At 41.6% G+C, this 18,068-nt stretch carries 15 protein-coding genes; 9 read left to right on the top strand and 6 right to left on the bottom strand.

Annotated elements, in window-relative coordinates; translation table 11 throughout:
• Positions 1 to 16: 16 nt before the first annotated feature.
• The 3 genes from C170_RS25185 to C170_RS25175 are packed head-to-tail and all read right to left on the bottom strand — an operon-like array spanning position 17 to position 1,790.
• Positions 17 to 1,153, bottom strand: coding sequence for a zinc-dependent alcohol dehydrogenase (locus C170_RS25185; RefSeq protein ID WP_036615410.1), 1,137 nt, complete (start codon positions 1,151 to 1,153; stop codon positions 17 to 19).
• A complete protein-coding gene (locus C170_RS25180; protein ID WP_036615408.1) occupies positions 1,150 to 1,536 on the bottom strand; it encodes a spore coat protein in 387 nt (128 codons plus the stop codon). The genes C170_RS25185 and C170_RS25180 overlap by 4 nt, the downstream gene beginning before the upstream one ends.
• 11 nt (positions 1,537 to 1,547) lie before the next feature.
• Positions 1,548 to 1,790, bottom strand: a complete 243-nt coding sequence (locus C170_RS25175) for a hypothetical protein (RefSeq protein ID WP_036615405.1) — start codon at positions 1,788 to 1,790, stop codon at positions 1,548 to 1,550.
• A gap of 188 nt (positions 1,791 to 1,978) precedes the next feature.
• Between C170_RS25175 and C170_RS25170 the strand changes: the two genes are divergently transcribed.
• The 5 genes from C170_RS25170 to C170_RS25150 all read left to right on the top strand — a co-directional run bounded on the left by C170_RS25170 (position 1,979) and on the right by C170_RS25150 (position 7,616).
• Positions 1,979 to 2,263 (top strand): hypothetical protein, encoded by a 285-nt coding sequence (locus tag C170_RS25170; protein ID WP_036615403.1) that lies wholly within the window; start codon positions 1,979 to 1,981, stop codon positions 2,261 to 2,263.
• A gap of 253 nt (positions 2,264 to 2,516) precedes the next feature.
• Positions 2,517 to 3,602, top strand: coding sequence for an L-dopachrome tautomerase-related protein (locus C170_RS25165; protein WP_174806471.1), 1,086 nt, complete (start codon positions 2,517 to 2,519; stop codon positions 3,600 to 3,602).
• A 344-nt stretch (positions 3,603 to 3,946) separates the two neighbouring features.
• A complete protein-coding gene (locus tag C170_RS25160) occupies positions 3,947 to 5,407 on the top strand; it encodes a spore germination protein (RefSeq protein WP_036615397.1) in 1,461 nt (486 codons plus the stop codon).
• On the top strand, positions 5,404 to 6,519 hold the full coding sequence (locus tag C170_RS25155; protein WP_036615394.1) for a GerAB/ArcD/ProY family transporter: 1,116 nt from the start codon (positions 5,404 to 5,406) through the stop codon (positions 6,517 to 6,519). The genes C170_RS25160 and C170_RS25155 overlap by 4 nt, the downstream gene beginning before the upstream one ends.
• A 2-nt stretch (positions 6,520 to 6,521) precedes the next feature.
• Positions 6,522 to 7,616, top strand: a complete 1,095-nt coding sequence (locus C170_RS25150) for a Ger(x)C family spore germination protein (protein ID WP_036615391.1) — start codon at positions 6,522 to 6,524, stop codon at positions 7,614 to 7,616.
• A gap of 118 nt (positions 7,617 to 7,734) precedes the next feature.
• Here C170_RS25150 and C170_RS25145 read toward each other — a convergent pair whose 3' ends face one another.
• Together C170_RS25145 and C170_RS25140 are read right to left on the bottom strand one after the other, a co-directional pair.
• Entirely contained in the window at positions 7,735 to 8,076 is a 342-nt protein-coding gene (locus C170_RS25145) for a nuclear transport factor 2 family protein (protein ID WP_036615388.1), read from the bottom strand.
• A 28-nt stretch (positions 8,077 to 8,104) separates the two neighbouring features.
• Positions 8,105 to 8,899, bottom strand: coding sequence for an SDR family oxidoreductase (locus tag C170_RS25140; RefSeq protein WP_036615385.1), 795 nt, complete (start codon positions 8,897 to 8,899; stop codon positions 8,105 to 8,107).
• 176 nt (positions 8,900 to 9,075) lie between these two features.
• Between C170_RS25140 and C170_RS25135 the strand changes: the two genes are divergently transcribed.
• From C170_RS25135 to C170_RS25125, 4 genes are all read left to right on the top strand, one after another.
• A complete protein-coding gene (locus tag C170_RS25135) occupies positions 9,076 to 9,957 on the top strand; it encodes a LysR family transcriptional regulator (protein ID WP_036615383.1) in 882 nt (293 codons plus the stop codon).
• A gap of 226 nt (positions 9,958 to 10,183) precedes the next feature.
• Complete coding sequence (locus C170_RS31205; RefSeq protein ID WP_200868520.1) at positions 10,184 to 10,330, top strand: hypothetical protein; 147 nt, start codon at positions 10,184 to 10,186, stop codon at positions 10,328 to 10,330.
• A 395-nt stretch (positions 10,331 to 10,725) separates the two neighbouring features.
• On the top strand, positions 10,726 to 12,318 hold the full coding sequence (locus C170_RS25130; RefSeq protein ID WP_081746047.1) for a glycoside hydrolase family 32 protein: 1,593 nt from the start codon (positions 10,726 to 10,728) through the stop codon (positions 12,316 to 12,318).
• A 66-nt stretch (positions 12,319 to 12,384) separates the two neighbouring features.
• Positions 12,385 to 16,188, top strand: a complete 3,804-nt coding sequence (locus C170_RS25125; protein WP_051447393.1) for a GH32 C-terminal domain-containing protein — start codon at positions 12,385 to 12,387, stop codon at positions 16,186 to 16,188.
• Positions 16,189 to 16,324: 136 nt separating this feature from the next.
• On the opposite strand, the gene C170_RS25120 is transcribed toward C170_RS25125, so the two are convergent.
• Positions 16,325 to 17,983 (bottom strand): PucR family transcriptional regulator, encoded by a 1,659-nt coding sequence (locus C170_RS25120; protein WP_036615380.1) that lies wholly within the window; start codon positions 17,981 to 17,983, stop codon positions 16,325 to 16,327.
• Positions 17,984 to 18,068 lie beyond the last annotated feature (85 nt).

Genomic DNA, 18,068 nt, shown 5'->3' with positions numbered 1-18,068 from the left:
ATGTATCTATTCATATTTAAGGCTTTAAGATGACTTTAATGCAATCGTCCGTTTTTGTATCGAACACTTCATAGCCCCGTTTGGCCTCGCTGAGCGGAATGACGTGCGTAACAATGTCGCCAGGGTCCACTTTGCCAGACGTAACCAACTCGTACATGTATGGCATGTAGTGAATGACCGGAGCTTGTCCGGAACGGATATTCACGTTTCGCTGCATGATATCACCGAGCGGGAATCCGTTATAACGTCCGCCGTATACCCCAGTGACTTGAATGGTGCCACCTTTGCGAACAGCCTGAGATGCAATGATAAATGCGCTCATGGTGCCGCCTTGCAGTTTCATACCGCTGGCTAGAAATTCAAGATCGCTCATCTTGCCGTCCATTCCTACCGCATCAATGACAACATCGGCGCCGCCTTTGGTCATTTCCTTGAGAGTGTTCCCAATATTCTTATCCTGTTCGAAGTTTACTATTTCCACATTGTTTGTTCGCTTCGCATGCTTTAAGCGGTAATCGACATAGTCGACGGCTATGACCCGCTTAGCTCCTTTCAGCCAGCAGAACTTCTGGGCTAGGAGTCCGACCGGGCCGCAGCCGAGCACAATGACCGTATCTCCATTTTTAACGCCGGCGTTATCTACGCTCCAGAATGCCGTCGTCATGGCATCGGCGATCAAGCTTAGCTTTTCGTCCGGTTGTTCGCAGTTTTCAGGGATCTTAAAGTGGGTAAAATTAGCAAATGGGACCCGTAAATACTCCGCTTGCCCGCCGGGATATCCGCCGGTCGTTCCGGAGTAGCCGAAATATGCGCCCATATCCCCGTGTTCGTTGGAATTGTCACATTGGCTTTCCAGCTGATTTTTGCAAAAAAAGCATTCTCCGCATGCGATGTTAAACGGGATGATTACGCGGTCGCCTTTTTTTACCTTGGTCACGCCAGGGCCCACTTCTTCTACGATCCCCATCGGCTCATGTCCGATGACATAGTTTTCCTGAAGGTTAGGGATCATCCCGTGAATAAGATGAAGGTCAGAACCGCAAATCGCGGTACTGGTGATCTTTACGATCATATCGTCCGGTTTCACAATCTTCGCATCCGGCACCTCTTTGACCACGACATTTTTAACCCCTTGATACGTTACCGCCTTCATGCTTTATGTCCTCCAATATGTTCATCTGGGGTCCGATCAAACATCCCTTTACGTGACGTATCACCCGGGAACAGATTCATCTGCCCGATCATCACCGTATTTTTCGCCGAAAGCTGATCGAGTTGGTACTGTTCGTTCAGCTCATAAGGATGAAACCATTTTTTGCGAATCATGAGCTCCGAAATTTCTTGGTGCATTGAAATTCCCTGCTTCAGATGAGTATGCAACAGGGCTCTTACATCCGGTGAAGCCGTTTCCGTCAGGGCGATGGACAAATTACGTACACCCTCCTTGGCACGAAGAAGGAAATCCATGGCAAAAGTCATATCTGCCATTTCCGGCATATTCAATGAATTAATCGGATCTAAATAATCGGTATTCATCTGAGTTCCCCTTAATGTGTTATAGGTGTCGGATTATTCGGAACGGGTGCTTGAAAAGGAGCTCTTGCGTAGATTGCTTGCAGCTCAGCAATCTGTTGTATGGATTGAATTACGTCTTTCTGCATTAATGCTTTTAGCTCTTGGTCAAAGACCAGGCCTTGCATAAGTTTCGACTTAGCGATGCAGAGCGTTTTGAAGTTTAACGCTTCATGCAGTTCCATCGATTCGTGCGGCGCTAGCGTTGGATTAGCCATTCAGAAATGATCCCCTCCTTTTTCATCAAGATTAGATTTTCCAATGCATCGGATCTTATACTAATATGGATCACCGGAGAGGTAAGATCCGAATATTCCCATACAGTCGCAGGGATATATACAAAATCTCAATCCCATACTTATTTCTGTTTAAATGAATGATCTTACTCATGGAAGGAGGAGTCACGGTGCCCAATAAAAACAAAATTGATCTAGCAACCGAAAACGCAAGAAAACCAGCAGAAGATGCACTTAACTCGAGTGGTAGTAATACGCTGGAGCAGCATGCATCTAACGCGGTTTCTAAGGTGCAGACGGCTTTAAATCAGGCAATAAGCTCGTTAAGTGAATCTAATGCGGCAACAAATTCACAAGCGTTGGAGATTGCCAGGCAGCAATTGACCCGAGCAGAGGAATTTTTAGATCAAGCGATAACTTCAGCCAATGCATTAGGTTTACCGGACCAACAATAAAACGGTTTTGGTACTGATAAGCTTGGCAAAGTTTTGCGTTGACGATCGGAAGAAGCATTTTTCCTAGAGCACATATAGTTAACGTCAACATGCTTCGGCTTACGCCGAAGTTTTTTTGTATTTTTAAATGTATCGGACAATTTCAAAATCGAGGTTAAAAAAGAATGATTAAGGGCCAGGCATTAGAAAAAGTCTTGAACATAATTATAGGTAATATCTATTCAACTATGTTGAGGAGGACATCATACAGCCTATGTTACCTATGGAAGAATATTTTGGTAAGTTAGAACTCGTTCATTCCTTTTACGGGGCTATGCCTACAGGCGTTAGTGTATCCGAAACCGGGCGTACCTTTATTTGCTTTCCAAAATGGGGAGATGACGTTAGATTTACGGTAGCGGAAATTGTTGATGGTCAGATGCAACCTTATCCTAATGAAGAAACGAATTTGATCAACCCATTGAATATCGTTATGTCCTTCATTAGTGTCCAGAGTGTTGTTGCAGATGGAAGGGGAACCCTGTGGGTACTGGACACGGCTGCACCAAATTTTTCAGAGCCTATTAAAGGAGGGGCAAAATTAGTCGCGGTAGATTTAGAAACAAATACAATTAGAAAAGTATATACATTTGCAGATGATGTAGTCTTGCCGACAACGTATCTAAATGATGTCCGATTTGACTTTCGTGTAGGAAAAGCAGGTTACGCATATATAACGGATTCTTCTTCCAATGGTCCAGGCGCTATTATCGTCGTAAATTTAGAAAACGGAAATGCGTATAGACGGTTGCATGGAGCAAGCTCGACCTCACCCGATCCGTATTTTGTGCCGAAAGTGGAAGGTAAAATTTTGATGAATCGAAACGCGGATGGTTCGACATCTCCGTTTCGATTGGCCTCTGATGGTATAGCGATTTCCCCTGATGGAAAAATGTTATTCTATTGTCCATTAACCAGTCGCCAGTTATTCTCTATCTCAACAGAATCGTTAAGAGACAGAACGATACCGGATTTTAAGTTAAGTGATCTTGTGCAGTATTGGGGAGAGAAGGGTGCATCTGATGGGATGATCACAGACGCTAAAGGAAACGTTTATGCTGGAGATTACGAAAACGATAGTATTCGAAAGATATTGCCAAATGGAATCATGGAAACCATCGCCCATGATCCCCGAATTTTATGGCCGGATACTTTTTCTATTGGTCCGGATCAATACTTATATGTAATTGTGAACCAATTACATAGGCAGGCCAGATTTCATTACGGAAAAGACCTGCGACAAAAACCCTATAGTCTACTACGCATGAACATTGATGAATTACCTGCTCCTACCTTTTGATACATCCCACTTTTCAAAGCAGATTTTAATAGCAGATTATTCAGTTCATTTTGCGGGACCGTAGGCCCTTTATCTAAGGGCAATATAGTAATTCTAATGAACTTAAGATAGGGACAGGTATCAGTTGATGCCTGTCTTTTTGTTTTTTGTCGCCCAAGAGGAAAGCCGGAGACAGATACAAAGGGTAGGGTACCATAATACACTCATTCGATTAAGATTAATCTGGTAGCATGTTGTTCCCGATATTGCTGTTAAACTACAAATTGCCGGTCGTATGATTTTTCGATTACAGGACAAGATATTAACCTTATCACCATTTTATTACTTTGATAAAGGAGACGACCATGGTTGAAAAACACGAGCCTCAAATGAAAAATCATCAAAAGTCTACATGGCTTGATGATTTAAAACAGATATTAAACCATATGGAAGATGCCGAAATCATTGAGCACAAAATAGGTACGAGTGCTTCAGTCCATCTTTTATTTATAAAAACATTAATAGATCAAGAGCGTTTAAACGAGGCGATTATTCAGCCACTTCATCAATCAGGCGGAAATTCGCTTCCTTCATGCATAATCAATTCTGATGTTTCAGAAGTTATATCGATCGAAGATGCTGGGCAAAAAATAATGCAAGGATATATTCTTCTATACGATTCAGTCAACGATCAATGGCTAGGCATACAGTTGGAAAATCCTCTTGGCCGGGCAATTGAACCTTCCCAAACGGAAACGGTTATATATGGAGCGAAAGATAGCTTCAGCGAACAAATCGATAATAACATTACAATGTTGCGCAGACGTTTGCCTATAACGACATTAAAAACGGAAAGCTTCACTATAGGATCACTGAGTAAAACAAAAGTTGTGTTAATGTACATAGACGGAATAATTAATCCGGAATTTGTTTCCCTTGCAAGAGAGAAAATTGAAAGTGTGGATTTCGATCAGTTTTTAGACTCCGCACAGCTTGCAGCTTTTATTGAAGATCATAACCATACGGTCTTTCCCCAGTTTCTACAAACGGATCGGCCGGATGCCTGCGCCTTCGCCTTAGGTGAGGGTAAGCTGACTTTATTAGTCTCCAATTCACCGTTTGCTTTAATTTGTCCCATTACATTATTCCATCTATTCCAATCGCCAGAAGACTACTTCCTTCGTTGGCCGGTAGCCAGTTTTTTACGTTTAATGAGGTATGGAAGTTTTATTATTTCTTTGACGATGATTCCTTTTTATGTTGCGTTAACGACATTTCATTACCAAATGGTTCCGCTGCCGATTCTCTTCGTATTATTGGAATCGAGAAGCAAATTGCCCTTTACTCCGTTTGTGGAAGGAATTTTCATGATCGTAACGCTGGAAATCATCAAAGAAGCAAGTTTGCGAATGCCGACCAAAACCAGTCAAACTCTAGGGGTTATCGGTGGTATTGTCATTGGACAAGCGGCTGTAGAGGCAGGCTTTGCAAGTAAAGTATTAATTGTTTTGATGGGTATATCCGCTATTGCTTTCTTTTTAGTTCCCAATTATCAAATGACAAAATCCATGGTTCTGTTGCAATTGCTTCTTCTTATCCTTGCATCGTTTCTTGGGCTGCCAGGAATCGTGGTCGGGATAATCGGCATTCTTGCGCATCTCCATGCATTAACGTCATTAGGTCAACCTTATTTAGCGCCGCTTTCACCTTTTTATGGGAAGGATTGGATTGACCTCTTTATTCGCGGGCCTTTGATTTGGATGAAAACGCGTCCGCATAATCTAAAACCACTACAGAAATGGCGACAGGAGAAGATGAAGAAATGAAGACTTTATCCCTATTCAATCAAACTTCCACCCTTGGCGGCATCCATTTCCTTTTATTAGTTAATCGAACGCAAATGCATTATTTTATTTTAATCATGCCGGTTTATTTGGTTCATTCCTATATGGTTTGGGGAATTGTCGCCTTGGGGCTACTGTCCCAACTTAATTTGATGATGCTATCCAAATGGTTTACTTCCAGTTATGCATCGAAAGGCTATCAAGGATTTGTACAGCTTTTTGGGAAACGGGCGGTTCAAGTTTTCGCGATACTTGGTTTTGTAATAATACTGTTAAAAATTTCAATCATCACACTGGGTTACGTTGAAATGCTCCATAATTTTATATATCCATCAATGAATAAAAAGTGGCTGATCCTAGTTATCCTTTCGATCAGTTTATTTGTGGCTTCACATGGCATGGAAAAAACATTGCGTTTTGTCGTTATCGCCTTTCTTTGCGGGGCGTGGATCTTAATCATGTTTATTCCCTTTTTCTTTCCAACGATTGCAAATTACCGCGATTTGTATCCTCTAATCCCCACCGAATGGTCAGGACATTCATGGCAGGGCTTGTTGTTTATTTGGTCGGCATTTTCCGGTCCAGTATATTTGGCCTTTATGGTTCCATGGTTAAGCTCCAATAAAAAAATATCAAAATATCTTGTCATTGGAAACATGCTGACGATTATGGAATATTCATTATTGTTCATTGCTTCGGTATTGTTTTACGGTTCAAACTTTTTAAGCAAGATCAACTTTCCGGTAGTATATATGGGAAGTTACATTCAAATGAGTGGTTTAGAACGAATCGATTACATCCTTATCTCTTTCCATATGTTTAATTATGTATTTGACATTTCAATTCTTTTGTTGTGTTTATATGGAGCTGGAAGAGTCTTTATGAAAAAAATGAACAAAAGCACAACTCGGCTCGGATTATTGTCGAGTTGGTTTGTCATTTTGATAAGTATTATCATAATGGATCAATGGTTATGGCAAACGGTTCCGGGTCAAAAGATGTTGCTGAACATTCAAATCTGGCTTGGTGCATTCATTTATTTACTTGTTCCTACGATCCTTTTCACTATGGTTAAACGAAAGGAGAGTGTGTAGGCATGATACCATACAAGCATTATGGTTTATTGGCGATTGTAAGCCTTATGTGGATGGCCGGTTGCTCTTCACCATATGCCGAGAACAATATCATCGAAGAGATCGCTCCGGTAGTTTTCTGGTCGGTTGACAAGGGGACGGAGGGGAAGTTTAAAATCAGCACTTTAGTGCCACCACTCATCAAAGAAAAAAAACGCTTTCTCTCCAAGGAAGTTGATCTGTTAAAACAGGGGGGCAAGGAGTTTAATTTAATTTATTATCGGGAATTAAAGCAGGGGCAGCTGCGAATGTTATTAATCAATGAGGAACTGGCAACAAAAGAAGGCATTGAAAAGCTGATCAATACGATATTGGTTGATCCCGATATTTCAATGCATGTCTATTTATTGATTGTCAGAGGCGATTTTGATGAATACATAAAAAATCAATTGACGAAGCAAGAAAACCAAGATTATTTTCTTTATCGGATGTTAAAGCATTACGAGGAACATAACCAAGGTGAAATGAGCATTGTCAATATTCATCAATTCATGAAGATGTTATATTCCCCTCTTAAGGATCCGATCCTGCCGGTTTTTCATGCGGATAAAAACAATTTCAATTACGTAGGAACGGCCTTTTTCCAAAATGATAAAGAAGTAATGGTTACTCAAGACGTAAGTGATGAAATTTTTCAACTTCTGGATAACGATCATTTCTTAAAAGTCTTGGCCATTCCAAAGTTATCTATCAGTTTGGGACGTGTTCGATCCAATATTCGCATGAAACTATCAAGTGACTATTCATCCTTGTCTTTACATGTGGGATTGAAAGGAAGAATTGAGGAATATCAGGGAGAAAAGAATATTCAAAGCGAGGAACAATTGGAACATTTAATTCATGAGATTGAGGTATACCTTGAGGAACAAACGTCAGAATTATTAAAAAGTATGCAACGGTTGAGAGTGGATCCCTTAGAGGTCGGAACACATTCACTTAAGCCTTTTTCTAAACCAATAACGGAAGAGCAATGGTTGAGATATTGGGAAAATATGAAAATTAATGTTGACTTCGACATCAAAATACAGCCTTTGATTAATGTTGAACGGCTGTCGTGATTTAAAAGATGCCCCCTACATGATCAAATACATCATTGTGGGGGCATCTTTTTGTTCAAATCATGTACAAAGAGAGCTTATTACTGCAGCCCGTGGCGGACAAGCCATTTGGATATCTTTAGAAAATGGAAAGTCTAATGATCTTATCGTCAACAATAACAAAATGATAATCCAATAATAGCGGATCGGGTAGACCCGTCTTATCGTAGGTACCATCCAGCTTGCATGTTAACACAATTTCATCACCTATTTTTTTGGCTTTTGTTGGCTCTAACGTTACATTCGCCGCGAAATGGTTTTGATCACTCCATTTCCGAATCGCCTGTTTGCCATTTCGCTTTTTTCCTTCATCCATCACAACGGCATTTTCTGAAAAACAATCTACAAATACTACTGGGTCTGGCTTGTTAGATGCAGTAATGTATTTGGCAATTACAGACGGTAAATGATTGAGATCCATATTGTTCTCTCCCTTTATTAATTAATTATTAGACGGTAGGGATAGTTCCCCCATCTATGACATATTCACTACCTGTAATAGATGCTGCTCGGTCTGAGACCAGAAATGCGACCAGCTCAGCGACTTCTTCAGGAAATCCTGGCCGACCAATTGGAATACCTCCGAGTGAAGTCATAAGTTGTTCAAGGGCACTTTCTCGACTTCCGGTTTCAGTTGCGATCCGATCAATTAATGCGTCAGCTGCTTCTGTCTGAATAAACCCAGGAGACAACGTATTTATGCGAATTCCTTGTGGGGAAAATTCATTTGATAATCCCTTGCTATAATTAGCCAGCGCGGCTTTGGCAGACGCATAAGCCAGTGTAGTTTCATATAAAGGCAAACGTCTCTGGATGGAAGTGAAATGAAGAATAACGCCTGAATTATTTTCTAACATAAGTGGAATTAAGCCACGATCAAGTCGAACTGCTGCGAGTAAATTCCAATTTAATGTATGAAGCCAATCCTCATCACTCAATGCAAGTGCGCCTCCTGGTGGTGTCGTTGATCCACCTACGCAATGGACGATAATATCGATACCTCCAAGTTGCTCTTTTACTGCTGTAATTATTTGCTCTACACCTTCAGGTGTGGCGACATCTGCTTGCACAAATTTGACCGAATTTGGCAAGTCAGCAGATAGGGAACGGGCAGTAGTAAGAACTGTAGCTCCGCCGTTTGCAAGTCTTTTCACAACTGCTTGCCCCATTCCCTTTGTTCCTCCGGTTACAAGCACCCTTTTACCTTTAAATTCTGATACAGAGAACTCAAACTCTTTATGCATAACTATTCCTCCTAGTGATGGTATTCAATGATTAATTTGAAATTGCTCTGTCTCTAAACCTTAATGTGTAGTTCGAGAGGAGCTAGAACTAATACTACACTTGCTACTTTCATAACGTCCAATTTATTATAATAATAGAAATGATGAATATTATTAATATATGGAGGGGTGTTTTAATGGAACTTACACAATTGGAATACTTTATGACCGTTGCACAGCTTGAACATATGACCTTAGCCTCCAAAAAACTCGGTATTACTCAGCCAGCGTTAAGTCATGCAATTGCCAAGCTTGAAAACGAGATAGGAGCTCCTTTATTTGAGAGAAATGGACGAAATATTAAGCTGAACCGCAACGGTACTATGTTCTCTAAATGGATTGGTAGGGCCCTACATAATATTGAAAATGGTCTAAAGGAAATCGAAGAGTGGTCCAACCCGGATACTGGTGTGATTACGTTGTCTTATCTAAATATTCTCGGTGTTGAATTGATCCCTAGCCTAATTCGGAGTTATCAATTGAAGTATCCCAAAGTTCGGTTCGAATTGACACAAGGGAACTTAGGAGATATTGATGAACATCTGGAGCAAGGATTCTCGGATATTATGATTACATCGAGGGAATCTACTTTGGATAATCATCACTGGAAGACGATTAAAAATGTTCCTTTATACATTGTTGTTCCCTCCCAACATCGTTATGCAGATTGTAGCGCTCTTAGTTTGACAGAGCTGTCTGGCGAGCCTTTTATTGGATTGAAAAACAACTGTGGATTAAAAGCAACGATCATATCCCGGTTCCGACATACCGGATTTTTTCTTGCTTCGGCTTATGAAGCGGAGGACCTGATCACTGTAGCCGGTTTTATAAAGTCGGGTCTAGGTGTATCAGTACTGCCTAAGACGCTGGGGTTGATGTTAGATGAATTGGTCTGGATCCCTATCATTGATGAAGGATGGTACTGGGAAATAGGATTAAAGTGGAGAGATGATCATAATATTTCCCCAGCAGCGAAAAGGTTTATTGAATATGTGGATACTTTACATCAAGGAGAATGACCGCCAAATTTTTTAGTTTTGAAAAGAAATTCTGAGAAAACAATCATACTTTATTGTATTTGAACACAAGGAAAAAATCCTTTTACAATCATTGGCAGTGCGTTATAATACAATCACCAGGTAGATAACAAACAAAAAAGTGAAATATTGTAATACCAGTCACACTCGGCTCATCATAGTTCTTTGAGCCGCTTATCACAACATAATAGATATCGGAGGTATGGTTATGGTCAAGAAGAAAATTTCCACAGCCCTCAGTGCAGCTTTAATCGTTTCTATGCTGGCTACTGGCCTAATAGTCACTATCCAAGGTAACACAACGTTAGAGGTAGCGAAGTCAGCAGGGGATAAAAAGGTTGAAGTTATTAAATGAAGGCAAGACGTTAATTAATTAACCTGCCGCGGGAAATGAACATATTCCTATTGAAGTCGCTATTTTAGCGGCTTTTTTTGTTTTATCGGTAAAATTGGGTTTAATACTAACGAATATTTTGTTGAACAAGTAAAGAGAAGTTTAGATGCAACCTTTTTTACATTTGTAAACCATTAGGTTTAAAGCAATAAAAAAATGATTAAGTCAACTTAAATAAAAAATTGTTTTTTTCTATAATCAATCATAAAATGTGCAAATGTAAACTAAAACGGATATATACATAAATAATAATGTTCATTTAAACAAAAATACTTTGACAAATGAAAACGAGTGGCTTATTTTGTTAATAAGGAATGCAAATTACTTTTTTAGATTTTAAATAGCCTTAAGGGAGCGTGAATAAAATTAAAAAAGTACATCTATCAGGTGAAAATAATATCAGCAAAGATCCAGAAAACTTTATTTATAAAAATGAATACCGACCGCAAATACATTATTCCCCTAAGGGAAATTGGATTAACGATCCTAACGGAATAGTTTATTACGAAGGAGAGTATCACCTTTTCTACCAATATACTCCCCATGATACGCAGCCTGACTTCGACAGAATGCATTGGGGACATGCAGTAAGTAATGATTTAGTACATTGGGATGAACTCCCACCAGCCATCTCACCTGGGGAAGATGGAGCGATCTTTTCGGGAAGTGCGGTAGTCGATAAGAACAATACAAGCGGATTCTTCAACGAAGCAGGATCAGGATTGGTTGCAATTTATACTAATAATGGTAACAACGCTCAACCCGGTAAACCGCAGGTTCAAAGCATCGCTTACAGTAAGGACAATGGTCGAACCTGGACAAAGTATGAAGGTAACCCTGTTTTATTCCCCACGGAGACGCTAGACTTTCGAGACCCAAAAGTATTCTGGCATGAAGAATCCTCAAACTGGGTAATGGTTCTTGCTGTAAGTGACCATGTAGAATTTTACACATCTTCGAATCTTAAGGATTGGTTTTTTGCAAGCGGTTTCGGTTCTGATATTCCAGGCATACATCGTGGGATTTTTGAATGTCCTGATGTTTTTAAACTCCAAGTGGATGAGGACCCTAATACCACTAAATGGATTCTGACACTAAGTATCGGAGATAGAAATGGCGTAAATCCAAACGATTCAGAACCACCCGCAGGCGGTTCTGGCATGATGTATTTTATAGGTCACTTTGATGGTAAGGTTTTTACACTAGATGAAACATTGGAATCATTCGATACAATCCAATGGATAGATTACGGATCTGACTTTTACGCGGCCGTGACCTGGGATGGTATACCGAATGAGGATGGGCGAAAGATTTGGGTCGGCTGGATGAATAATTGGCGTTATGCTTCCACTCTTCCTTCTAAAGAATGGCGTGGCCATATGTCCATCCCACGAGAGATTCAGCTCAGGACGTATTCGGAAGGACTTCGCTTAATTCAAGCACCCATAAGTGAGTTAAATCAACTTAGAAGATCAATTCTGTCTCTACAAGACATTACGATTAAACCAGATATGAACGTTTTGTCTGATGTTTCTGCTACAAAGATGGAAATTATTGCGGAATTCGAAATCGGTAATGCAATAGAATTTGGGTTCAAGGTGCGAAAGTCTTCCTCTTCCAACCAGGAGACAGTCATCGGATATAATGTCTTGAATGAGGAGTTGTTTGTCGATCGAACGAAGTCAAACGCTGTTGATTTCCATCCCGATTTTGCTACAAAACACAAGGCCCCTATGAAGCCAGAGCATAGACGGATACAGTTGAGCATCTATGTTGATTGGTCAAGTGTAGAGATCTTTGGCAACAATGGGACAACTATCATTTCAGACACGATTTTCCCCGACTTGGGAAGTAGAGGGCTGGAACTCTATGCCATTGGCGGAGAACTAAAGGTCGTGTCGCTTCAAATCAATGATCTCGTAAGCATTTGGGAAAATCAACCGAACTGAACTGGTTGTCCAAAACCAATTAAATTTGAACCAACTTCACAATATTATTAGAAAAGAGGGTATGGAATGAAAGATAAATCTAAATTCGCAATATGTCTTCTGATGGCAACGGGATTAGCTCTGACTTCAAACGGGATTTTTACATCTAAATCAATTGCGGCTAGTGCTGTACTTGCAGATCAGGAAACAAATAAACAGGCAAAGGAGGAGCTTGATATTTTTGAAAGCGCATCCAAATCAAATACCAATCTGATAGGCTGGCAAGTGAAAGGAAAAGGAGGATTAGAGGATACTTCAGAAGGAATCTTGCTAACTTCACAGCCTAAAGAAAATGTAATGGCCATCTCAGAGACAGTGTCCGATGATTTTATCTATGAAGCTGATGTCATGATCAGGGATACGAAGGCGGATGCAACATTGTTGTTTCGATCTAATGAGGATGGCTTTAGCTCGTACATGCTGCAAATCGTTCCGGACGCAGGCCTGATTCGGTTAAGAGATGCAAGAAATGGAGATGGGAAATTAAAGGAGGAGCGTAAAGTTTCTGTTGAAATGGGGCAAATCTATCATCTCAAAGTGAAGGCAGTGGGTTCCTCGCTAAAAGTATATTGGGGCAATCAATATAAACCATTAATTGATGTTCAGGACATTTCGTATCAAAGCGGAAAGCTTGGACTCCATGTATGGGATGGATCCGCCTTGTTTTCGAACATCGTGGTGAGTGATCTGAAAGGTAATTTGGGGCCGGTGATTTCTAGCAAGGGAAAATGGCAACCTGATATCAACGGCAAAAGAGGGACGGTAGAACAGGGGAGCATAGCACAGCAAATCTATAACAAAGAGGCGACTGATATGGTCTATGAAGGGAATATTACCCTTCGTCCTGATTCTATTGCAGCTCTCGCATTTCGATCTTCAACCGATGGAGCTGAAGGATATGAAGCTACTCTTACGAAGGAAGGAGATCAGGTCCGTGTAAGTTTGACGAATACAAAAGGAACAGTAATTGCAAGTTCGCAACGTACTTATCCGAGTCAGATGGGAGCCAAACATCATGTGGAAATCAAGGCAAAGGGAGATCGAATTCAGGTCTTCCTGGACGGATACACTACAGCCGCGATTGACGTGAAAGATTCAACCTACAGGAGTGGAAGTACCGGAATCGTCGTAAAAAAGGGGACGGCTTACTTCCAGGATACTTATGTGACGGAATTGAACCAATATTACAATGAGATATATCGTCCACAATATCACTACACGCCAATACGTGGTTCAGCGAGTGATCCGAATGGACTTGTCTACTTCGAAGGAGAATATCATCTCTTTCATCAGGATGGAGGAACATGGGCGCATGCGGTAAGTAAAGATATGCTGAACTGGAAACGGCTTCCGATTGCACTTCCCTGGAATGATCACGGACATGTCTGGTCTGGGTCGGCTGTTGCGGATATGACAAATGCATCTGGTTTATTCGGAGATTCAGGAGGCAAGGGCCTTATTGCATATTACACTTCCTTTAATCCGGATAGCCCGAATGGAAACCAGCGTATAGGTCTGGCTTACAGTAAAGACCTAGGTCGTACTTGGGAGTATTCGAAGGAACGCCCGATTGTGATCGAGAACCCAGGTAAGAGCGGAAATGAAGTTGGGAATTGGGATTTCCGCGATCCGAAAGTGATCCGTGATGATGAGAATAAACGATGGGTTATGGTTGTGTCCGGAGGAGATCATATTCGTTTCTATACGTCAACGAATTTACTTGACTGGAAATTGACGGATAATTGGGGTTATGGGGATTACGTCCGTGGAGGCGTATGGGAATGTCCTGATTTGTTCCAGCTTCCGGTAGACGGAACGTCACAGAAGAAGTGGGTTATGATGATCAGTACAGGAGCGAATCCCAAAACAGGCGGATCAGATGCCGAGTATTTTATCGGTCATTTAACAGCTGATGGTAAATTCGTGAACGATAATCCGGCGGGTAAGGTGTTAAGAACAGATTTTGGTAAAGAATTTTACGCTTCGATGTCTTTCGCTAACATGCCTGATCATCGCACAGTGATGATGGCGTGGATGACGAATTGGGACTATCCGTTCGCTTTCCCAACGTCCAATTGGAAAGGTGAACTAACCATTCCTAGGGAAGTATCATTGCTAACGACCAAAGATGGAATTCGGATGGTGCAAAATCCAATCAAAGAATTGGAATCACTGCGTAAACCTTTGTATTCTGCTTCTAACAAGTCGGTGAGTCCTTCTTCCGGTAATCTGTTAAAAGGTATTATTTCAGGTGCTTACGAAATTGAAGCTGAAATTGAAATCCCTGAAACCAGCACAGTGACCGAGTTTGGCTTTAACATTCGTGAGGGTGCAAATCAGAAGACGGTCGTGGGTTATATGGCAAGCGATAGTAATATGTTTGTGGACCGAACTGCATCCGGTGAAACGGATTTTTCTAACCTTTTCAGTAAGAAACATGAAGCGCCTGCGCAAATGGAGAATAACCGGATCAAGATGCGTATTCTTGTGGATGAGTCTTCTGTTGAAGCCTTTGGTAACGACGGCAAAGTCGTCTTTTCAGATGTAATATTTCCGGATCCTGCTAGTAGAGCGATGAGTTTTTACGTGAAAGGTGGGAATGTGAACGTTGTTTCCTTGAAAGTGCATCAACTTCAATCTGTCTGGAATGAGGACATTCCTTCAAAAGCTCAAATAAAGATGGATACGAGGGTTCGGGAACTGGGGGTAGGCGAGTCGGATACACTGCAAGCGATGGTCGAGTATGGACCAGGTTTAGGCGTTCAACCACTTAAGTGGAATTCCAGTAATAACGACGTAATCGCCATAGAGTTGGTAGACAATTCACATGCAGTTATTAAGGCGAAAAAAGAAGGGGAGTCCACAGTCACCGTATCTACTCCGAATGGTAAAACTTCCAGTAGTGTGCTCATTAAAGTCTCAGGTGGCGAGTTCCGGACAAACCTGAGTGGATGGACTAAAGATCTGTCTGCTGCTTCATGGTTAGTTAGTGAACATGGGATTCGTGGTAAGTATTTTAGCGATGCGAATTATATTGCCAAAGAGAAGGCTGGGAACTTTACGTATGAAGCAGACATGATGCTCGGTGAAACAGGAGGGGCAGGTTCTATTTTGTTCAGGGCTAGCGAAGATGGTCGCAGTGGTTATTATCTGAATCTAGACCCTAACATGAAGGCCATTCGTCTTTTCTATAAAATCAATGGAGGATTTGAAGAACGTCAGGTTCTTGCAAAAGTACCAACGTTCATTCAGCCAGGTCATACGTATAAGGTGAAAATAGAAGCGCATGGTCCGCATATTGTCGTTCACGTGGACAGTCAAAAAGTGATAGATATCATGGATGGTACTTTTGCAGAAGGCCACTTTGGACTCCATGTTTTTGGCGGCTCCGCATCTTATCAGAACGTCAATGTGAGCAACGGTGAACCTGCAAACATCACCAAGTCCAGTCTTATAAATGCCGCAACACAGAAATCCATTTACACCGTGAACCTTGTCAACGGGGAGCCGGTTACCTTGCAGGATGCAAGTGCAGCTTCCGTCCAGAGGTGGGTATTTGTTCCGACAGGCGACGAAGCAGGTTCGTATTCGATTCGTACTACGGCCGGTCAGACGCTTGATCTGGATATAGGGCAAAACAAACTTCAGCTATATCATTACTTAGGGTACAACAACCAGCGTTGGATCCTTCACGAGAACAAAGACGGATCAGTTCATATTACTTCAGCTCATCATCAAAAAGCATTAGAAGTATCGGAAGATGGGACCGAACTTTTCCTAAGTGAACTGAATCCATCACTTGATCGACAAAAATGGATATTAACAAAATAATTAAAATTTATTCCATGATGGCGTATCTCATAGATATTCCAATAAAGAAGTGTCGCGAGACAGGAACATGTTCAATTCAAGTCGCTATTATAGCGGCTTTTTTTGTTTTAAGCTTGTCCCAAGGCAAGGACAAATTTTATTGAAGAAGCAGAGGTTCGATGGCTATCGCTATGCGGATTCGTAAGCTTTCAGTTGGATCTTTGAGTTTCACACCCAGGATTTTTTCACACTTTTCCAGTCGATACACCACCGTATTTCGATGAACGAAAAGTTGTTTGGATGTTTCGACAAGCTGGCATTGTGTATCGTAAAAAGCGTTTAAGGTGCGCAGCAACTCTTTTTTTTCATGTTCGTCTGCAATCTGCAGCAGTCCGTTTAAGGTCGCGTCGTAAAATTGTTTCAGTTCGTTGTGGGGAAGCATGTGGAATAAATATCCGATGTCCTTGGCTTGGTAAGATTGGACAAATTGCTTTCGTTTTAGCCAGTAGCCGAATTGCAATGCATTAACTGCTTCTGTATAAGAATGACGAACGCCGAGTACATTTGTTGCAGGTTTGCCAATGCCGATAGACAGACTCAGTCCTGTCTCAACATGTAGCTCTTTAAGCATTCCCGACAACTGCTCGGTGATTTTCACCTCATCCCACCCCGACTCAGGGATAGATAACAGAAGACAGTAGGTATCATGTTTGGTAAACATGACGAAGGATTGATCTAACCCACCAAAAAGACGTTTGATGTGCTCGTATTGCTCCTCTTGCTCCGTGATATTATCTCCTTTCGGAGGCGCCGAACCTTCGTGATTAGGAAATCTTTGATGCATGTGATGCACCTCGTCATTACGCATGGTCAGCACAACGCTTGCACGCCCCTTGATAAGCCCACATCTCTTGCCGCGGTTCAGCGCCTCCTGCTCAGAAGTGATATATCCCTCAATCAGATCGGAGAAGAACTCGTTTTTGTGCCTGCGGGAGCGCTCTTTGACAGCCTGTGATTTGGTCAGCTCCATTCCAATGACGTTGGAGGCCTGTTCAAGCGTCAGACCGAAAAGCCCAGTCCATTGATCCGGTGAATGAAAGGATAACAAATAGCCTTCGTGGCGGTAAGTTTTTACTGGATATACCAGCATGCAGCAACGCTCTCGGACTGATGAGTTGATGAAGCACAACGAAGTGGGACTAGAAATATCGGACAAGTCTTGAAGTGTATTTACAGCGGCTGCAGTGAGTTCAGCAACACTTGTATTCTGGCTGGAAGCAGAGATAGTTTGCCATTTGTAGTTTAACAGAACGACTGGGGATGAGAACAGTTTGGACAGAGAATCGATAATGCTGGAAATTCCTTTGCCGCGCATGATCATCTCGGAGAATTTTTTGTGGATGCTGAGTGCATATTGCAGTTCGTCGCTCTTGTTATTCAGAATCACACTGGTCGATCGCTGCAAAATTTCGCCAAGGGATAGACGGACATCGGAAATTTCGATGATGGGAAATTCGTTCTGATCCGCTTCCCAAAGTATTTCATCAGGGATTGGTAGTTCAAAGCGCTTGGTTTTGATGGCCAACCCCGAGCACTGAAGACGCTGCATGTCCCTGATTAGTTGAATAAACATCTCTGGTTGCTGCTTCATGAAAAAGCCGTTGGTCAGCAAGAGCTCGTTCGGCCTTAGAAAGCGAATGATATCCGGACAGTCCATAATGTTGACCGTTTGAACCTCACGTACTAGCCCCTTATGCCCCGTAATCACTCTAGCATCATCGTAAATGCCGTTTTTCAGCAAATCTGTCAGCAGCACATCGACCCATCCCTTTCTGGAACAAGTTATTTTATTGTTAAGTAATATAACACTACGATCATGTGGAGTAAATATCTTTGGTTTG

This window comes from Paenibacillus sp. FSL H7-689 (assembly GCF_000517905.1).
Lineage (GTDB): Bacteria > Bacillota > Bacilli > Paenibacillales > Paenibacillaceae > Paenibacillus > Paenibacillus amylolyticus.
Note: the sequence above shows the minus strand (reverse complement) of the source record. Positions and strands in the feature narration are given on the sequence as shown.